Genomic DNA, 16,989 nt, shown 5'->3' with positions numbered 1-16,989 from the left:
GAGTGAAAATAATTATTTTTTACTGATCTCTTATATTGTATCATGAGGGGTTGAATTATTGCACTGAAACAAAGTGAACTGCGCTTACTTGTAAACGCTTTATCTAAAAAGTATGATGACAACGAAAGCTAAGGGAGAAGGGAGGGGATTTTATGTTATCCAGTTTATTAACAGCAGAAACTATCCAAATTGGACACGCTGACAAAATTAGTTGGAGTGATGCAATTAGAAAGGCAGCTGAACCTTTACTCAGTACCGGAAAAATCAAGGAATCATATATAAAAGCAATGATTTCATTAGTGGAAGAGAATGGACCATATATTAACATTGGTCCGAATATCGCGCTTGCCCATGCACGTCCGGAAAACGGAGTGAAAAAAATGGGAATGTCGCTATTGAAGGTTGATTCGGCTATTAATTTAGTAAATAAGGACCATCCAATAAAATTATTTTTTGTTTTGGCTGCTGTTGATAATACAAAGCATCTTCAGGCCTTAAAAGAATTAACGACATTGCTTGGTAATCCGGATATTGTGAAAAGGATTGAAAAAGCTTCTTCGGTATCGGAAATTGTTAGAGAAATTAAGGAGGATGATGAAAAATGAAAATTGCTGCAGTTTGTCAATCTGGATTAGGATCCAGCTTCATGGTCCAAATGAATATTGAGAACGTCTTGAAAGAAGAAAATGTTGACGCAAGTGATATTGAAATCACTCATTTTGATACTGGAGGTTTGAATGAGCAGTCTGCTGATTATTTTTTCCTTGGCAGTGATTTGGCAGATCAGGCATCCGGACTTCCAAAAGACCGGGTATATCTGCTCAAAAGTCTTATTGATAAGGAAGAACTCAGAGGAAAAGTGAATGATATTCTGGATAAAGAAAACATACAGCACTCCTGAAAATGAAAAAAATGAATGGGTGGTGAGCTCCTATGACAGCATTTCTTAATTTCTTTGTTTCAGTCGCAAGTACGCCTGCAATACTCGTTGGTCTGATTGCTCTGTTAGGATTATGGTTGCAAAAAAAACCAGTAACAAAGATTGTTGAGGGAACATTAAAAACGTTTGTGGGATTTTTGGTACTAGTTGGTGGTGCCGGAATTCTTGTAAATTCATTGAACCCGTTCGCAGTGATGTTTAAATTTGCACTTCATGTTCAAGGGGTCGTTCCTTCAAACGAAGCTGTAGTAGCTATTGCATTACAGAAATATGGTACGGCAACAGCATTGGTTATGCTAACCGGAATGATTGTGAATGTGCTACTGGCAAGGTTTACAAAATTTAAGTATATATTTTTGACAGGACAAGCAATGTTGTACATGTCCTGCTTAACTGCTGTAGTGCTTATTTCAACAGGTATGAAAACAAATATATGGACAATTATTCTCGGTGGGATCTTTGAAGGAACATTACTTACGATTACACCTGCGATTTGTCAGCCGTTTATGAGAAAAATCACCGGAAGTAATGAAGTTGCGATGGGACACACAGGCAACATAGGTTATGCAACTGCTGGTCTAATGGGGAAATGGTTTGGAAATGTAAAAAATTCGACTGAGAACATTAAATTCCCTAAAAACCTTGGTTTCCTTCGGGATTCAACAGTTTCAATCACTTTAGTTATGGGAATCGTTTATTTGATTCTTGCTCTGATCACTGGTCCTAAATTTATTGAGACCAAGCTTAGCCTGGGGACTAATTATCTAGTGTACTCAATTACGCAAGCCGGAACTTTTGCCGCAGGGTTTTATGTTGTCTTAGCAGGCGTTCGTATGATTTTGGGTGAAATCATCCCTGCGTTTCAGGGTATTGCAACAAAAATTGTACCTAATGCGAAACCGGCTCTAGATGTCCCAATTATTTTCCCCTATGCACAGAATGCTATTTTGATTGGATTTTTCGTAAGTTTCATCGTTGGAACATTAAGCATGTTCGTTATGGTTGCCATCAAGACAGTTGTTATTATCCCCGGAGTTGTTGGCCATTTCTTCTGTGGAGCTGCATCCGGAATTTATGGAAACGCCACTGGAGGTCGTCGCGGGGCGATCATTGGAGCTGCCGTGAACAGTTTACTCATCAGTTGGTTACCACTATTTATTCTTCCAGTATTAGGAAGCTTGAAACTTGCCGCTTCGACATTTGCTGATACTGACTATCTGTTCGGGGGTATTATCCTTGGAAATATAGGACGCCTTGGTCAGCTGGGCATAACCATTGGAATTCTTGCCTTTTTATTGATCGTTATTCTTTGGTCACTATTTATGAAAGAACCAAATTCAAAAGAAGCGATCAAATAATAACCCTATAGAACTGGGATGCATAGAGGAAGCAATTAAAAAGTTAACAAATAACTAATTTCTAGATTGTCTAACTTTGTATTAATGTAGTTAAAAAATTAGAAAAAGGTGGTACAAAAATGAACATAAAAATTTATGCGGACGGTGCCGTGCTGAGTGATATGCTGGATGCTTACAATGCAGGATTTGTAAGCGGGTTCACGACGAATCCAAGCCTGATGAAGAAGGCAGGGATCACCGACTATATCGGTTTCGCCAAAGATGTGCTTGAACGGATTCCTGATCTGCCGATTTCGTTCGAAGTTTTTGCCGATGACTTTGAAACGATGGAGAAAGAAGCACGGAAGATTCACAGCCTGGGGGATAACGTCTATGTGAAAATTCCGATTCAGAATACGAAAGGCGAGAGCTCAATTCCGCTGATTAAGAAGCTGTCGGCGGACGGCATCTCACTAAACGTCACGGCGATCCTAACCGTCCCTCAGGTGGAACAGACGGTCCATGCTTTCGCACCGGGAACGCGCAATATTGTGTCTGTTTTCGCTGGACGTATCGCGGATACCGGCAGGGATCCGTTGCCTTACATACGTCGCTGCGTCTCGCTGTGCGACCTGCGTCCGGAGGCGGACCTGCTATGGGCCAGCTCACGGGAATTGATTAACGTTTTCCAGGCGGAAGAACTGGGCGTGGACATCATCACCTGCACGCCGGCGATCATCAGTAAGCTGAAGACGAACATCGGCAAACCGCTGGAAGAAGTCTCCCTGGATACGGTGACAACGTTCAACAAGGACATCAAGGCACTGGGCTTTTCCATTCTTTAATCGGTCAGGTTGTACTAAACTACTCGGAGGAGGATTTTTATGAGTAAATCAACTGATCAACTGGCTGTTGACGCGATTCGGACGTTGTCGATTGATATGATCAATAAAGCGAATTCCGGGCATCCTGGCCTGCCGATGGGCGCGGCACCGATGGCCTATACCCTTTGGTCCCGGATCATGACGCACCATCCGGCCAACCCGAAATGGTTCAATCGTGACCGTTTCGTGCTGTCGGCGGGTCACGGATCGGCGCTTCTCTACAGTCTGCTGCATCTGTTCGGCTACGGGCTGACCATCGACGATTTGAAGCAGTTCCGGCAATTGGGCAGTCAAACGCCGGGCCACCCGGAGTACGGCCATACGGCCGGCGTTGAGGCCACGACGGGTCCGCTGGGCCAGGGTTTTGCGATGGCGACCGGCATGGCGATGGCCGAGGCGCATCTGGCGGGTAAATACAATAAACCGGCCTATCCGGTTGTTGACCACTATACGTATGTCCTCTGTGGTGACGGCGACCTGATGGAGGGCGTGACGTCTGAAGCTGCCTCGCTGGCCGGCCATCTGAAACTGGGGAAACTGATTGTTCTCTATGATTCAAACCGGATTTCTCTGGACGGCGGAACGGATATGGCGTTCACCGAGAATGTTCGGCAGCGGTTCCGCGCCTATGGCTGGCAGACCCTTTCCGTGGAAAACGGGAATAGTCTGGATGGCGTGGAGCAGGCCCTTAAAGCAGCGAAGGAGGATGTCCATCATCCCTCGCTGATCGAAGTACGCACGGTCATTGGCTATGGGGCGCCGGATGTCGAGGGCACGCACAACGTACATGGGTCACCGATAGGTGACAAAGAAGCGGCGATCGCGAAGAAGGGTTATGGCTGGAACTACGCACCCTTCACGGTTCCGGATGAAGTCTATCGGAAGTGCAGTGAGGCTGGAAAACGCGGCAGTGAAGCCGAAGACCAGTGGCACGCGCTCCTTCAAGACTACGCGACAGCCTATCCGGCAGAGAGCCGGGAACTGATCGCGGCGATCAAGGGCACGCTGCCAGCAGATTATGACCAGGAGCTTCCGGACTATCCGACAGGGACGAAGGGCGCGACGCGAAAACTGTCCGGCGACGTGCTACAGACATTGAATCAAAGTATCGGGAATCTGTTCGGCGGCGCGGCCGACCTGTTCTCTTCGGTGAAAACCTATCTGAATGGCGAAGGCGACTTTCAACCCGGTCATTACGCGAAAAGCAACATCTGGTTCGGTGTCCGTGAATTCGCGATGGCCGGAGCCGTTAATGGGATGACGCTCCACGGCGGGGTTCGTGCCTACGGTTCGACGTTCTTTGTTTTTTCCGATTATCTGAAACCTGCATTGCGGCTGGCGGCATTGATGAAAATTCCATCAACCTTTGTTTTTACCCATGACAGCATCGCCGTCGGTGAAGACGGGCCAACCCATGAACCGGTGGAGCAGCTGGCCGGATTGCGGGCCATTCCTAACCTGAATGTCCTTCGTCCCGCTGACGCCGTTGAGACCCGGGAAGCCTGGAAACTGGCGATGGAGAGCACGGAGACCCCGACGGTGCTGGTTCTGACACGGCAAAATACAACGACTTACGCGGGCGAGGTCCAGGAGGCGCCGAAAGGCGTGAAGCGCGGAGGGTACGTCGTCTCCCCAGCGGATGAAACGCGGGCGGAAGACGGGATCCTGATCGCGAGCGGTTCGGAGGTTGGCCTGGCGATTGAAGCCCAGCAGCAGCTGGCCGCTGAGAAGGTCAATGTCCGGGTCGTCAGCTTGCCTTGCTTCGCGCTATTCGACACTCAGAGCAAAGCCTATCAGGAGCGCGTGCTGCCGCCGAACCTGAAAAAAAGGATCGGGATTGAAATGGCCTCTTCATTTGGGTGGGACCGCTATGTGGGTCCGGAGGGCGCCTTCGTCACCATCGACCGGTTCGGAGCCTCGGGCAAGGGTTCAGAAGTCACGGAGACTTATGGTTTCACACCGGAACATGTGGCGTCTGTGTTTACCGAATCGCTTGAGAAACAGGTGTCAAAGAGATAATCAACTTAAGAATGGGAAGAAGGTCTTATAACCTGGATTTCCGGGAAATTATAACAAGGTGTCCGAAAGCCCGCGTCAGTAAAGGGCTTTTAGCTCAACGTAGCTTCCACCTTGGTATAATTAATTAACAATGCTATTGATCAAAAAATCCCTTAACATCAAGAATTTTAATGACCTTGGTATAAAGGCAAGGGAATGCAGGTTATAAATGAATATTGGGGTAACCAGAAGCCTCAGAAACTGCTTCCGGGTTCTGTTGATGAGACCATCAGTATTCAGAGCAAAAAGTTGACTCTATTAAGGGGCCCTCATCCGACTTACGGGTTCCATTTTAAGGTGCAAACTTATGAAATCACACCTAAAAACGCATAGCGATTTACAGGGAAAATCGCGGTTATTTTTCGATAATATTTAACAGTAAAAAATGTGGACGATATATCAAAATATCATCCACATTTTTTTGCTAGATTGCAATAATAATTAGCCACCTGGACATCTGGCGGTACCACTGGGTTTGTTCCTGCCGCCTAGGCGGCAGGAACAAAAAGCAACTCAGTCCGCCAGTTTCTGTAATTCCCTTTTGAACGCCTCAGCAGGTGTCCGGTAGTTCAGAATCTTCCTTGGGAGGTGGTCAATGGCCTGGATCATCTGGCGGATGAACGTCCGGGAGTAATTCGCAATCGGCTGCCTCTTTGGAATGAATTTACGGTTTATCTCATTGTGGCACTCATTCGTCGGCCGTTCCCAGGCAGCGTACGGATGCGTGTAGTAGACGTGTGTCGCTTGATCTTTCAAAACTGTTCGTCAAGCTTGAAACTCGCTGCCATTGTCGGCTGTAATCGTTGGGAAGACGTGGCCGAACAGTGGGCCAAATTGATGGATCAACTACTTGATGGCATAGTCTACTGAATCCGGATCTTTGCCGTCAATCTTTTTGGAGATCGTGTCACGGGTTTTGCGTTCTACCAGGGTCAGGAGGACATCATCTTCACGTGATTTCTTACCGACCACGGTATCGATCTCCCAGTGACCAAACTGCTTTCGCTTCTGAACCTCCGTAGGCCGGTTGTCGATACTGTCCCCAAGATACTTGATGTTGGGACAGTGTCCAGATTTTTTAGAACGGTAACGGAGCTTGTTCGGCAGATCCAGGTTCTTTACTTTTAGGAATCCGCGATCAATATAATCGTATACCGTCCGTGTGCAGACCTTGACTTTGTATTTCCACTCCGGATTCCGATTAGTGGCACCACAGACCACATCCGAAGACCATGTGTCTGAGGATAAGATCTCCTTCACGGCATAGGCGGTGAAAGTTTGCTATAGGCTTGGCGGATAGGATAGTTGAACAAACTGCTCAAAACTAATGAAAGAAGTAAATTGTGTCACATTTCACGAACTTTAGGCAGACTGATTCTAGCTCGAAGACATCGTCCAAACATCAGGGAAACTATGAACTGGGTCAGTAAGATATCTCTTTAATTTTGGAAGCCGGCATTCCATCTCGCAGCAACTGCTTTATCATGTTCATGTAAGGAGTAATATGCTTAAAATATTTTTTATAGGATGTGCAGAAGTAATTTAATCTTGGTTCATTTTGATCTGAAACCAGAAATCTATGCTTAGGACATTCACCATGGCAAGCAAACCGGACCTCGCAGCTTCTGCATGAAGAATCGAAGTGATTATCTATGAATCTAAAAAAGATTTTTATCACTCGTTTTGATGAGCCATACTGAACTATGCCATAAGTTTTTGCCTATCGCTATTGATAATAAAATGCAGAAAGCGATTTCACACTTCGAACACACGCATTCAAATAATCTTTTGAAGAGGCTGTCTCATCAGTCACTATTCGACGATGAGACAGCCTTATTAACGTCGTAAACTATAAAAATAAACTTTTTTGAATCCTGAGTGAGTTTTCACCTCGTTTATTCAGAAATAAAAAAGGGGTATTTAGTATTCATCGTCAGTTATTAAACAGGGTTTATCATCTCTTTATAAATAAGCATAGTGCCAAAGTTTTTGGTTCGAAAGGGAATGACATGAAAAATCCGCCCTGAGAAGGAGGGGATTCCCCGACGTGAGTTCATTTTAAAAACAGCAGATACAAATTATAGTAATACAAAGAGGGAGGAATCGAAATGAAACATGTACAGAGCAGGGTAACAGCACAAGATTATGGAGATTGGGCTGTTGAAGCGCGCGGACTTGTTAAAACTTTTGGTGACAACCGTGCGGTCGACGGTGTCAATCTGGACGTGCGCGCCGGTACGATTTATGGCGTACTGGGTCCGAATGGGGCAGGCAAGACCACGACAATCAGAATGCTTGCGACCTTACTGCGGCCGGACGCAGGTTCGGCGAAAATCTTCGGACACGATGTGATGAAGGAACCGCAGATCGTACGTCAATTGATCGGGGTGACCGGTCAGTACGCCTCGGTCGACGAGTCGCTCAGCGCTACCGAGAATCTGGTCATCTTCTCCCGGCTGCTTGGATTGGGACGTACAGAGGCACGGCACAAGGCCGCGGAGCTGCTGGAAGAATTTAGTTTAACGGAAGCCGCGAAACGTCCGCTGAAAAAATTCTCTGGCGGCATGCGCAGGCGGCTGGATCTGGCGGCAAGTCTCATTGCACAGCCGCCGCTGATCTTCCTGGACGAACCGACTACGGGCCTGGATCCGCGCACACGTAATCAAATGTGGGATACGATTCGCCGTTTGGTCAAAACGGGATCGACAGTACTGTTAACCACGCAGTACCTGCAGGAAGCAGATGAACTGGCCGACCGGATCGCGGTGATCGATCGCGGCCGGGTCGTCGCGGAAGGCACCGCGGATGAGCTGAAAGCGTCGGTTGGAAGCTCATCGCTGCAATTGAGGACCCATAATCCACAGGATATAGAAATAGCTCGTCAGATCGTTGAAAAGGTGCTCAAGGTCCAGTCAGCTGTTTCACCGGAAGGCGGGAAAATTACCGCGCCGATGGCGGATGTTGACCGGGTTACCGACCTGCTCATCGCTCTCCGCGAGACGGGAATCCGGCTGGCCGAATTAAGCGTGCAGAAACCGACTCTCGATGAAGTCTTTCTGACCATCACCGGCCATGGTGTGAAAGAAAATACAGCGAAGGCGTCGGATGAAACGAACGAAGTAAGGGAGGCAAGGGTATGAAAAGCACTTCTATAAAGCAGGTTGCCGATCGCCCGCTGAATAATTACGTGAGCTTAGGCCAGTCGGCACGCCACTCGTTTACAATGGCCTACAGAGGTCTGCTGAAAATTAGGCGTACACCTGAGCAATTATTCGATGTCACATTGCAGCCCATCCTCTTCACCCTGATGTTTACCTATATTTTTGGCGGGGCCATCTCTGGAAACGTGCAAAACTATTTACCGGTCATCATTCCCGGCATCCTCGTCCAGACCGTGATTACGACATCAATTGTCACCGGTGTCCAGCTGCGTGAGGACATGGATAAGGGCGTGTTCGACCGATTCAAGTCACTGCCGATTGCGCGTATTGCTCCGCTTGCGGGAGCTTTGCTGGCAGACACTATCCGGTATACGATTGCGACGGTGCTCACCTTCGTCATGGGGTATATCATGGGCTACCGGCCTGATGGAGGCCTGGGTCATGTCATCATCGCCGGGCTTCTTGTCATTGTGTGTTCCTGGACAATCAGCTGGATTTTCGCTTTCTTTGGTGTGATCGCGCGGACGGCGTCAAGCGTACAGGGGATCTCGATGATTGTCCTGTTCCCGCTGACATTTCTCTCCAATGCTTTTGTACCGGTCAAGACGATGCCCGGCTGGCTCCAGTGGTTTGTCAATATCAATCCGATCTCGCATCTTGTTACTGCTGTCCGAAATCTGGCCAACAATGGAACTTTTGGCTGGGATCTCGCCGTCTCACTCATCGGAGCCGCAGCCATTGTAGCCGTCTTTGCTCCGATCACGGTACGTGCCTATATGCGCCGGACATGAATCGGCCAGGGGTACAGGTCTTATAAGTATAATTACAATAAAAACTAATCTTAAGCGTATTCCGGCATGATAATAAACAGCTAAAGTAATTAGAGCGCGACTATTATCCATTATTGAATCCCAAGTTGATCACGACGACCCTGATACAGGGTCTATTTATTTAGGATCCTCCTAATAGGGGACTATAAAATCATAAATTTGACTCATATTACAACCACATTCTAAGATATAGGAAAGATGATATCAAAGGATGGGACGCTCATGAGTGTCAAGGATTTTATGATTTTAAATTTATTAGGTGCCATTTGGGGCGGCTCATTCTTATTTATGCGTGTCGCGTCTCCAGTACTGGGTCCCTTCCTGCTTATTGAATTAAGAGTTCTCATTGCAGGGCTTGTCCTACTGTTCTATGCGCGGTGGATCAGACAGATGCCGGATTTTAAAGGAAAATGGAAAAAGTATGTTATTCTTGGTGCGATTAATGCGGCCATTCCTTTTACGCTGATTGCAACTTCTGAACTATATCTGACGGCTTCCGTGTCATCCATTCTCAATGCCACAACACCGTTGTTCGCTGTGATCGTGGCCCGGATTTGGCTGAAGGAAGAGTTAATGATTAAAAAGATCATTAGCATCATCCTCGGGATCTTTGGCGTGTCCATTTTGGCCGGCTGGGGACATATGGGACAATCTGCCATGGTTTTTCTATCCGTGCTTTTTTCCTTGCTCGCTTCCCTTTGTTATGCAATCGGCGGTGTGTATGCAAAACGCTCTTTGTCGGGTGAACCCTCGCTGACTTTGGCCATCGGCCAGCAGCTTGCAGCCGGACTTGTCCTTATTCCGTTCAGCCTGCCGAACACGAACCGCTTCATTTTAATGAATCCCGGAATCGTATTTTCTGTACTCAGTCTGGCGATTCTCTGTACGGCTATCGGCTACTTATTGTACTTTTATCTCATTCGGAATGTCGGGCCGACCAAAACGCTGAGCGTCACGCTACTTGTCTCAATGTACGGCGTACTGTGGGGGACGCTTTTCCTCAATGAGAAGATTTCTATTGGAGAGTTGGCGGGGATGATCATGATACTGGGCAGTATTACGATGATTACCGAGGTGAAATTAGGGTCAGGCTTCATGAAAATATTGAAAAAAACCAATTAATTTGCTTGTTACAGGTTGAAAAATTACCTTAGACTTCTTTTTTACATAACTTCATGAAAACTATTAATTTAGCATTGTGTGGTTAACTGCTCAATGTCAAAAGTCTCCCGTCTTTCGGATGATCCCGAAGAGTTATTGAAATTTTCAGAAGCAGAAATGAATTTCGGAATAAGGTTACTCCGGAATTAGACATTGAGATGTCCTTGGCTAAATAATCCATAATCAGTGTCCTGTGAATCGCTTTTCATTTAATCAGGAACGCGGGTACATAAATGTTGACGGGGAGAGATCAGAAAAAGATCGCTCCCCGTCTTTTTAACGCTTATCTTGATTTTTACTGAAGGTGGTGTATATTAAGTATTTTTAATACCGGATTGTGTTTAGGAATGATGGTCTATTTACAGCAGAAACAAAACGATAATTTTAGCTACTGTAACTTGGCCGGATTCCGTTTCTGATCGTTTTCCCCAGCTTCGTTGTGGTTGAAAAAGAGGGAAATGACAATTAGTGCAGCCATAATAATGAAGCAAGTGATGGATCCGACCATATTCGCCTTGTTCAGCACAAAGGAAATAAAAATAGCTGAGAGTGCGACAATTCCGGCAATCGTCATATATGGAAATCCGATCACTTTGAAAAAAGGTATTCTGACGTAGGTCGGGCGCAGTTTCAGTTCTGCGGCGCAAATAGCGATCCAGACAAGAATGATGGTAAAACCGGGAATACTCATCAGCTGGACAATAATCTGGTCCCTGACAAGAAAGGCAAGAAATACCCCGATGACAAGAAAACTGCCGGTAAGCGCAAGACCGCCGACCGGCACTCCGCGACGAGAGAGCCTGCGGGCAAATCGAGGCGCCTCACCGCGTTCGGCCATTGAGTAGAGCGTACGGGTGGTCGCGTAAATTCCCGAATTAGCTGCAGACAAAACAGCCGTCAGCAGTACGAAATTCATCAGATGAGGGACACCGGGCATTCGGACGGCTTCAAAGACCTGAACAAAGGGGCTGCTTTGCGTTGCTGAAACGCTGTTCCAAGGCATGATGCCGCAAATGATCATAATCGGCAGAATGTAGAAAAGAATCACGCGGAAAACGACACTTTTAATGATCTTTGGCAGCGTTTTTTCGACGTCTTTCGTTTCCGTCACGGTGAGTCCGATCAGTTCAGAACCGCCATAGGAAAAAATCACGACGAGAAAAGCCTGAACAATTCCGGATATGCCGTGCGGGAAAAAGCCGCCGAACCCAAAAAGATTTTTCAAAGGCTGAGTATGACTCGGAATGATTCCGATTAAAATCAGCAGGCCAATCACGATGAAAACAATGATCGCCGTAATTTTGATCCCGCCGAACCAGAATTCAAATTCCCCGTAATAGTTAACCTGAAAAAGGTTGATTCCGATGACAAAAAGACTGCAAAGTGCGGATAAAAGCCAAAGAGGGGTGTGCGGAAACCAATATTCCAGAAAACTCCCCGCAGCAAGAATCTCAACAACCGTAACAATCATCCAGTTCATCCAGTAGAGCCAGCCTACAATAATCGACGCCCTGAATCCGAATGCTTTGTGGATGATATGCTGGATATTCAGCCCCGGATAAGCAATGGCCAGTTCAGTCAGTGCCGCCATGACGATAAACAGGATCAGTCCGCAGAGCAGGTAGGCGATAATCACACTTGGACCGGCAATATTCAGCGTGTCGCCGCTTCCCTTGAAAATACCGGTTCCAATCATGCCGGCCATTGCCATTAGCATAACATGGCGCGGTTGCAGACCGCGCTGTAATCTCTTTTTCTCTTCTGTTGTGTTAACCATAAGTCCTTCCTCTTTCTCTATTACATTTGTACAAAAACGCTTTAAATGGGTGAAGCGACGGGCAACGAAACACCTTATAGATTGATTTAAAGCAGTCTGTCAAGTCACCGCCTGTTCTTACACAGCATGAACAAGTATATATGTATTTTGTTCTTTGTCAACAACGAGAACATATCGGAAAAAACGAATCCGCAGGCGGCATAACAAATGTTTGGAGCGGCGCATGATGGTCTGGCGCTAGCGGCCGCTTAATCTGGTTTTGAACGATTGAGAGCAAACCAGTGTTTGGTCGAGAAGAGGCAGCCATTGTTATTTTCCTTTTTTATAAACCGCATAGGCAGCCATCAGAAGTAAAAACCAGACGGGGGTCACAAACAAAGCGATCCGAGTATCTCCGGCCAGTCCAATCAGAATAAGCAGAAGAACGAAAAAAATAAGGATCAGCCAATTAATTATTGGAGCAAACGGTGCCTTGAACTTTGATGCCGCTGCAAGATCAGGACGCCTTTTCAGATAAATAATGTGTGAAATCAGAATAATGCTCCACACCCATATGAAACAGATGGCACTGATACTCGTTACTAACGTGAAGACAAAATCGGGCAGAAAGTAGTTCAGCACGACACCTGCGGAGAGAGCCAGGGTTGAAGCGATCAGGGCCGAATCTGGCACTGAGCTTTTTCCTAAAACGGAAAAAAATCGTGGCGCGTTGCCTTCGCGTCCGAGTGAATATAACATGCGGCTTGTTGAGAAAAGGCCGCTATTGCAGGCTGAGGCCGCGGAAGTCAGTACGACAAAGTTGACGATACCTGCCGCTGCCGGAATGCCAATAAGCGAAAATACTTTAACAAATGGACTGCTGCCGGGATTAAGCAATGTCCAGGGGGTGATACACAGGATCACAAACAGGGCACCAATGTAAAACAGCAGAACACGGACAGGCAAGCTGTTGATCGCCCGCGGCAGATTTTTTTCCGGATCAGCTGTTTCAGCTGCCGTGACACCAACAAGTTCAATACCGACGAAAGAGAAAACCGCCATCTGAAACCCGAGGAAAAATCCTGATATTCCATGAGGAAACAGCCCACCATAAGACCAGATGTTCTGAACAGAGGCATGTCCGGTATCCGTCCTGAACCCCGAAAAAATCATAATCAGGCCCAGTACGACCAGAGCGACGATGGTAACGACCTTGATGATGGCAAACCAAAATTCGATTTCCCCGAACATTCTAACCGTAAGCAAATTTAAAGTCATTAATACCAGAAGGCAAAGAAGAGCTGAAACCCATTGCGGAATGTCAAACCAAAACTGAATGTATTTTCCAACCGCTGTGATATCAGCCATGGCCGTCATAATCCAGCAGAACCAGTAAGTCCATCCGGTTATAAATCCGGCCCATGGGCCGACGTACTCGCTGGCGAAATCCGTAAAAGATGAATAGCTGGAGTTGGACAGCAGCAATTCGCCAAGCGATCTCATGACGAAAAAAAGCGCGATACCGATGACGAGGTAGGCAAAAAGAATAGATGGTCCCGCTAAATGGATCGCTTTTCCCGATCCGAGAAATAAGCCGGTTCCTATCGCACCGCCAATGGCAATTAATTGAATATGTCTGTTTTTTAGCCGTCTTTCCAATTTCTTTTCGGGCAACTTCCGTTACTCCTTTGTTTTCTGTAATTTTTGATTGGAATATGTAGGAAAAGCATGTTGTTCAATTATAGCAAAAATCAGTTTACAGATGGAAGGGGGGACTCTCAGGGGATTAATGTTTGCAGCTTTTATAAAAATTAGTTATTCAAGATGTTAAAACCTTAGAAGTAATACTAAGGAGCTATTGTTCCGGGTTATGATGCTTTAACCAAGGAGTATTTAGCTTTTCTCCATAGACTGTATCCGGATTCAAAATGACCAACTGCGGAATTTGCACATAAAATACTTTAGCGATTAAACGCGTTCTATCGACAAATCGAATGATAGCTGGTAGAATATCATTCACAGACCTATTTATGAAAAGAGAGAATAAAGACGCGAACAGAAGAGAGGATGTTGAAGCTTGCAAAAAGAGAAGATGACAGTGAAAGCATTCGTGAACAATGTTCTTGCCGGGCATGCAATCGGAATTGTTGCGGGGCTGATTCCCTCAGCTCTGCTTGGTGAACTTAGTAAGGCACTGATGATTCGGCTGCCGGTGTTCGGCATCATCTACCACCTTGTAACCATTTATATGTTAGCGGTTCCTTTGCTGATCGGTGCGGCAGTGGCATTCAAATTCAAACTGAAGCCGATTCCCATGGCCTGTGTTGCCGCAGCGGCCTGGGTTGGCTCGGGAGCACTGGAGTTTACGCCCAATGGTATTATGATTAACGGGATGGGCGATCTGGTCAATATACTGGTTACGATCAGCCTGACCTGCGGGCTGGTTTTGCTGATTGGAGGAAGACTAGGATCATTCGAACCGCTCGTCATGCCGCTGATTGTCTGCACCATTGGCGGCGGCCTGGGGCTGGCGGCTTATCCATACGTGCATGCCATTACGCTTGGGCTGGGAAAAATGATTAACAGTTTTTCAGTTCTGCAGCCGATCCCAATGGGTATTTTGATTGCGGCCAGCTTCTCGGTGATCATGATTTCGCCTGTTTCAACAGTCGCCATTGCAACGGCAATCGGCATGAGCGGTCTTGCATCGGGGGCGGGCAATCTTGGCTGTGTTGCGGCGGCGGTCGGCATGTTTATAGGCGGACTGCGCGTCAATAAAATCGGACTTTCGCTTTCGATCGTGCTTGGAACGCCGAAAATCATGATTGCGACAATGATCAGGCAGCCTAAAATTGTTATTCCGATTATGTTAAATGCGGCCCTGCTGGGTACACTCGGCGCCCTTTTCCAAATTAAGGGGACACCGATCAGTGCCGGATTTGGCTTTTCGGGCTTGGTCGGTCCGATTAATGCGGTCCGATTCATGACGGGCGGACCGACTGCCGCCAATCTTCTGATCATCGGACTGGTTTTCATTGCGGTGCCTTTCGCGGGCGGCTTTTTCTTCGAATGGCTCTGCCGGAAAGTTCTCCATCTCTATAAATCCGAGGACTATGGAACAGAAATGCCGGATTTGAAAAAGGAGAAACCAGGCCAACAGCCGCAGTTTGTATTAGAAAAAATATAATTTGAAGCCGATTAAACGACCGGGATGAGTCCCGGTTTTTTTCATTGTCTGGGAAATTATTAAATATCGACTTGTGGATAACTTCCGCTAAACGATCTGAAGAATTCTCAAGAGACCCGAACCTAAACACATATCGGCCTTCACGAAAATATATCGCCCTTCAGCAGAATATATCGCTCTTCACGGAAATATATCGCCGCCCAGCAGAATATATCGCTCTTCACGGAAATATATCGACGCTCAGCGGAAAATATCGCTCTTCACGAAAATATATCGCCGCTCGGCAGAAAATATCGCTCTTCACGGAAATATATCGCCGCTCGGCAGAAAATATCGCTCTTCACGGAAATATATCGCCGCCCAGCAGAATATATCGCTCTTCACGGAAATATATCGCCGCCCAGCAGAATATATCGCCCTTCACGGAAATATATCGCCGCTCAGCAGAATATATCGCTCTTCACGAAAATATATCGCCGTTCAGCAGAAAATATCGTCCTTTGCGAAAATATATCGCCGCTCAGCGAAATATATCGCTCTTCACGAAAATATATCGCCGTTCAGCAGAATATATCGCTCTTCACAAAAAATATATCGCCGCTCGGCAGAAAATATCGTCCTTCACACGAAAATATCGCCCTTCACGAAAATATATCGCCGCCCAGCAGAATAAATCGCTCTTCACGGAAATATATCGCCGCCCAGCAGAATATATCGCTCTTCACGAAAATATATCGCCGCCCAGCAGAATATATCGCTCTTCACGAAAATATATCGCCGCTCAGCAGAATATATCGCTCTTCACGAAAATATATCGCCGCCCAGCAGAAAATATCGCCCTTCACGAAAATATATCGCCGCCCAGCAGAATATATCGCTCTTCACGAAAATATATCGCCGCTCAGCGAAATATATCGCTCTTCACGAAAATATATCGCCGCTCAGCAGAATATATCGGCCTTCGTGGGAAGACATCGGCCGTCCCCGGGAATATATCAGTCTTCAAAAAAAACTCTTTTGTTAATGATTTTAAAGCCACAGACCTGCCTAAGGGTGATCGACCTGCAAAATGGAATCGTAAACAGGCAGCACGCCCCTTATACGGCCGCGCAGGTTGTTCAGAACGCGGACAGATTAATCCGGATATTCACGAAGAAGGGGGCTTTTGTCGTTCTCGTAAGAGTTTCCTCTGTAGATGGAAAGGATATGTTCAGGCCGAATACAGATTTAAAACATCATCCTGTGCCGTTTCAGGAAGGCTGGGATCGCCTTGTACCTGAATTAGCCAATTGTAAAAAGGCTCATGTGATAACCAAACGGCAATGGGGAGCATTCTATGGTACTGAACTCGACTTGCAGCTGCGGCGCCGTGGAATCGATACGATTGTCCTTTGCGGTATTTCTACCGCCATAGGTGTAGATACAACCGCAAGAGAAGCTTACCAGCATGGTTATCATCAAATTTTTGTGGAAGATGCCATGACAGCTTCCACAAAAGAAGAACATGACTATGTTTGCCGCTTCATCTTTCCAAGGATCGGTCGGATTCGGACAAGCGAGGAAGTGGCCGGTTTTTTTACAGGGAACTGAATCTATGCGAGTAAAGGAACTATGTGTAAAATGTTTCTCGGTGGATGAATCAGGCTAGGCGGCGTTGGGGGGAGCGGCGTGCCGC

Annotated in this window: 13 protein-coding genes and 1 pseudogene; 10 read left to right on the top strand and 4 right to left on the bottom strand. The window is 46.7% G+C overall.

The window, feature by feature from the left end; genetic code table 11:
• Window positions 1-152 precede the first annotated feature (152 nt).
• The 5 genes from IEX81_RS10955 (at window position 153) to tkt (ending at window position 5,180) form a co-directional block, all read left to right on the top strand.
• Window positions 153-605 carry a PTS sugar transporter subunit IIA gene (locus IEX81_RS10955; protein ID WP_188803248.1) on the top strand — a complete coding sequence of 151 codons (453 nt, stop codon included), beginning with the start codon at window positions 153-155 and terminating at the stop codon, window positions 603-605.
• Window positions 602-901, top strand: coding sequence for a PTS sugar transporter subunit IIB (locus IEX81_RS10950; protein ID WP_188803246.1), 300 nt, complete (start codon window positions 602-604; stop codon window positions 899-901). Before IEX81_RS10955 ends, IEX81_RS10950 begins: the two co-directional genes overlap by 4 nt.
• Before the next feature lie 32 nt (window positions 902-933).
• Window positions 934-2,298 carry a PTS ascorbate transporter subunit IIC gene (gene ulaA / locus IEX81_RS10945; RefSeq protein WP_188803244.1) on the top strand — a complete coding sequence of 455 codons (1,365 nt, stop codon included), beginning with the start codon at window positions 934-936 and terminating at the stop codon, window positions 2,296-2,298.
• Between the two features lie 119 nt (window positions 2,299-2,417).
• Window positions 2,418-3,122: a transaldolase gene (locus tag IEX81_RS10940; RefSeq protein WP_188803242.1), complete on the top strand. Its 705-nt coding sequence runs from the start codon at window positions 2,418-2,420 to the stop codon at window positions 3,120-3,122.
• 39 nt (window positions 3,123-3,161) lie between these two features.
• Window positions 3,162-5,180 (top strand): transketolase, encoded by a 2,019-nt coding sequence (tkt, locus tag IEX81_RS10935; RefSeq protein WP_188803241.1) that lies wholly within the window; start codon window positions 3,162-3,164, stop codon window positions 5,178-5,180.
• A gap of 552 nt (window positions 5,181-5,732) precedes the next feature.
• Here tkt and IEX81_RS16960 read toward each other — a convergent pair.
• Window positions 5,733-6,494 (bottom strand): annotated as a pseudogene (locus tag IEX81_RS16960) (IS30 family transposase); the annotation flags it as partial.
• Window positions 6,495-6,642: 148 nt separating this feature from the next.
• Window positions 6,643-6,897, bottom strand: coding sequence for an SPASM domain-containing protein (locus IEX81_RS10920; RefSeq protein ID WP_229727577.1), 255 nt, complete (start codon window positions 6,895-6,897; stop codon window positions 6,643-6,645).
• Window positions 6,898-7,327: 430 nt separating this feature from the next.
• Between IEX81_RS10920 and IEX81_RS10915 the strand changes: the two genes are divergently transcribed.
• The 3 genes from IEX81_RS10915 (at window position 7,328) to IEX81_RS10905 (ending at window position 10,332) form a co-directional block, all read left to right on the top strand.
• The gene (locus IEX81_RS10915) at window positions 7,328-8,359 is read left to right on the top strand and encodes an ATP-binding cassette domain-containing protein (protein ID WP_188803235.1); all 1,032 of its coding nucleotides are present in this window, start codon (window positions 7,328-7,330) and stop codon (window positions 8,357-8,359) included.
• Window positions 8,356-9,171 carry an ABC transporter permease gene (locus IEX81_RS10910; protein ID WP_188803233.1) on the top strand — a complete coding sequence of 272 codons (816 nt, stop codon included), beginning with the start codon at window positions 8,356-8,358 and terminating at the stop codon, window positions 9,169-9,171. The genes IEX81_RS10915 and IEX81_RS10910 overlap by 4 nt, the downstream gene beginning before the upstream one ends.
• Before the next feature lie 261 nt (window positions 9,172-9,432).
• Window positions 9,433-10,332, top strand: coding sequence for a DMT family transporter (locus IEX81_RS10905; protein WP_188803231.1), 900 nt, complete (start codon window positions 9,433-9,435; stop codon window positions 10,330-10,332).
• Window positions 10,333-10,759: 427 nt separating this feature from the next.
• On the opposite strand, the gene IEX81_RS10900 is transcribed toward IEX81_RS10905, so the two are convergent.
• On the bottom strand, window positions 10,760-12,148 hold the full coding sequence (locus IEX81_RS10900; protein ID WP_188803229.1) for an amino acid permease: 1,389 nt from the start codon (window positions 12,146-12,148) through the stop codon (window positions 10,760-10,762).
• A gap of 309 nt (window positions 12,149-12,457) precedes the next feature.
• The gene (locus IEX81_RS10895) at window positions 12,458-13,801 is read right to left on the bottom strand and encodes an amino acid permease (RefSeq protein ID WP_188803227.1); all 1,344 of its coding nucleotides are present in this window, start codon (window positions 13,799-13,801) and stop codon (window positions 12,458-12,460) included.
• A gap of 403 nt (window positions 13,802-14,204) precedes the next feature.
• On the opposite strand from IEX81_RS10895, the gene IEX81_RS10890 reads away from it, so the two are divergent.
• Window positions 14,205-15,314 carry a PTS sugar transporter subunit IIC gene (locus tag IEX81_RS10890; protein WP_188803225.1) on the top strand — a complete coding sequence of 370 codons (1,110 nt, stop codon included), beginning with the start codon at window positions 14,205-14,207 and terminating at the stop codon, window positions 15,312-15,314.
• Between the two features lie 1,023 nt (window positions 15,315-16,337).
• Window positions 16,338-16,904 (top strand): isochorismatase family protein, encoded by a 567-nt coding sequence (locus tag IEX81_RS10885; protein ID WP_188803452.1) that lies wholly within the window; start codon window positions 16,338-16,340, stop codon window positions 16,902-16,904.
• Window positions 16,905-16,989 lie beyond the last annotated feature (85 nt).

This window comes from Sporolactobacillus putidus, assembly GCF_014647035.1.
In the GTDB taxonomy this organism is placed as follows: Bacteria; Bacillota; Bacilli; order Bacillales; family Sporolactobacillaceae; genus Sporolactobacillus; species Sporolactobacillus putidus.
Note: the sequence above shows the minus strand (reverse complement) of the source record. Positions and strands in the feature narration are given on the sequence as shown.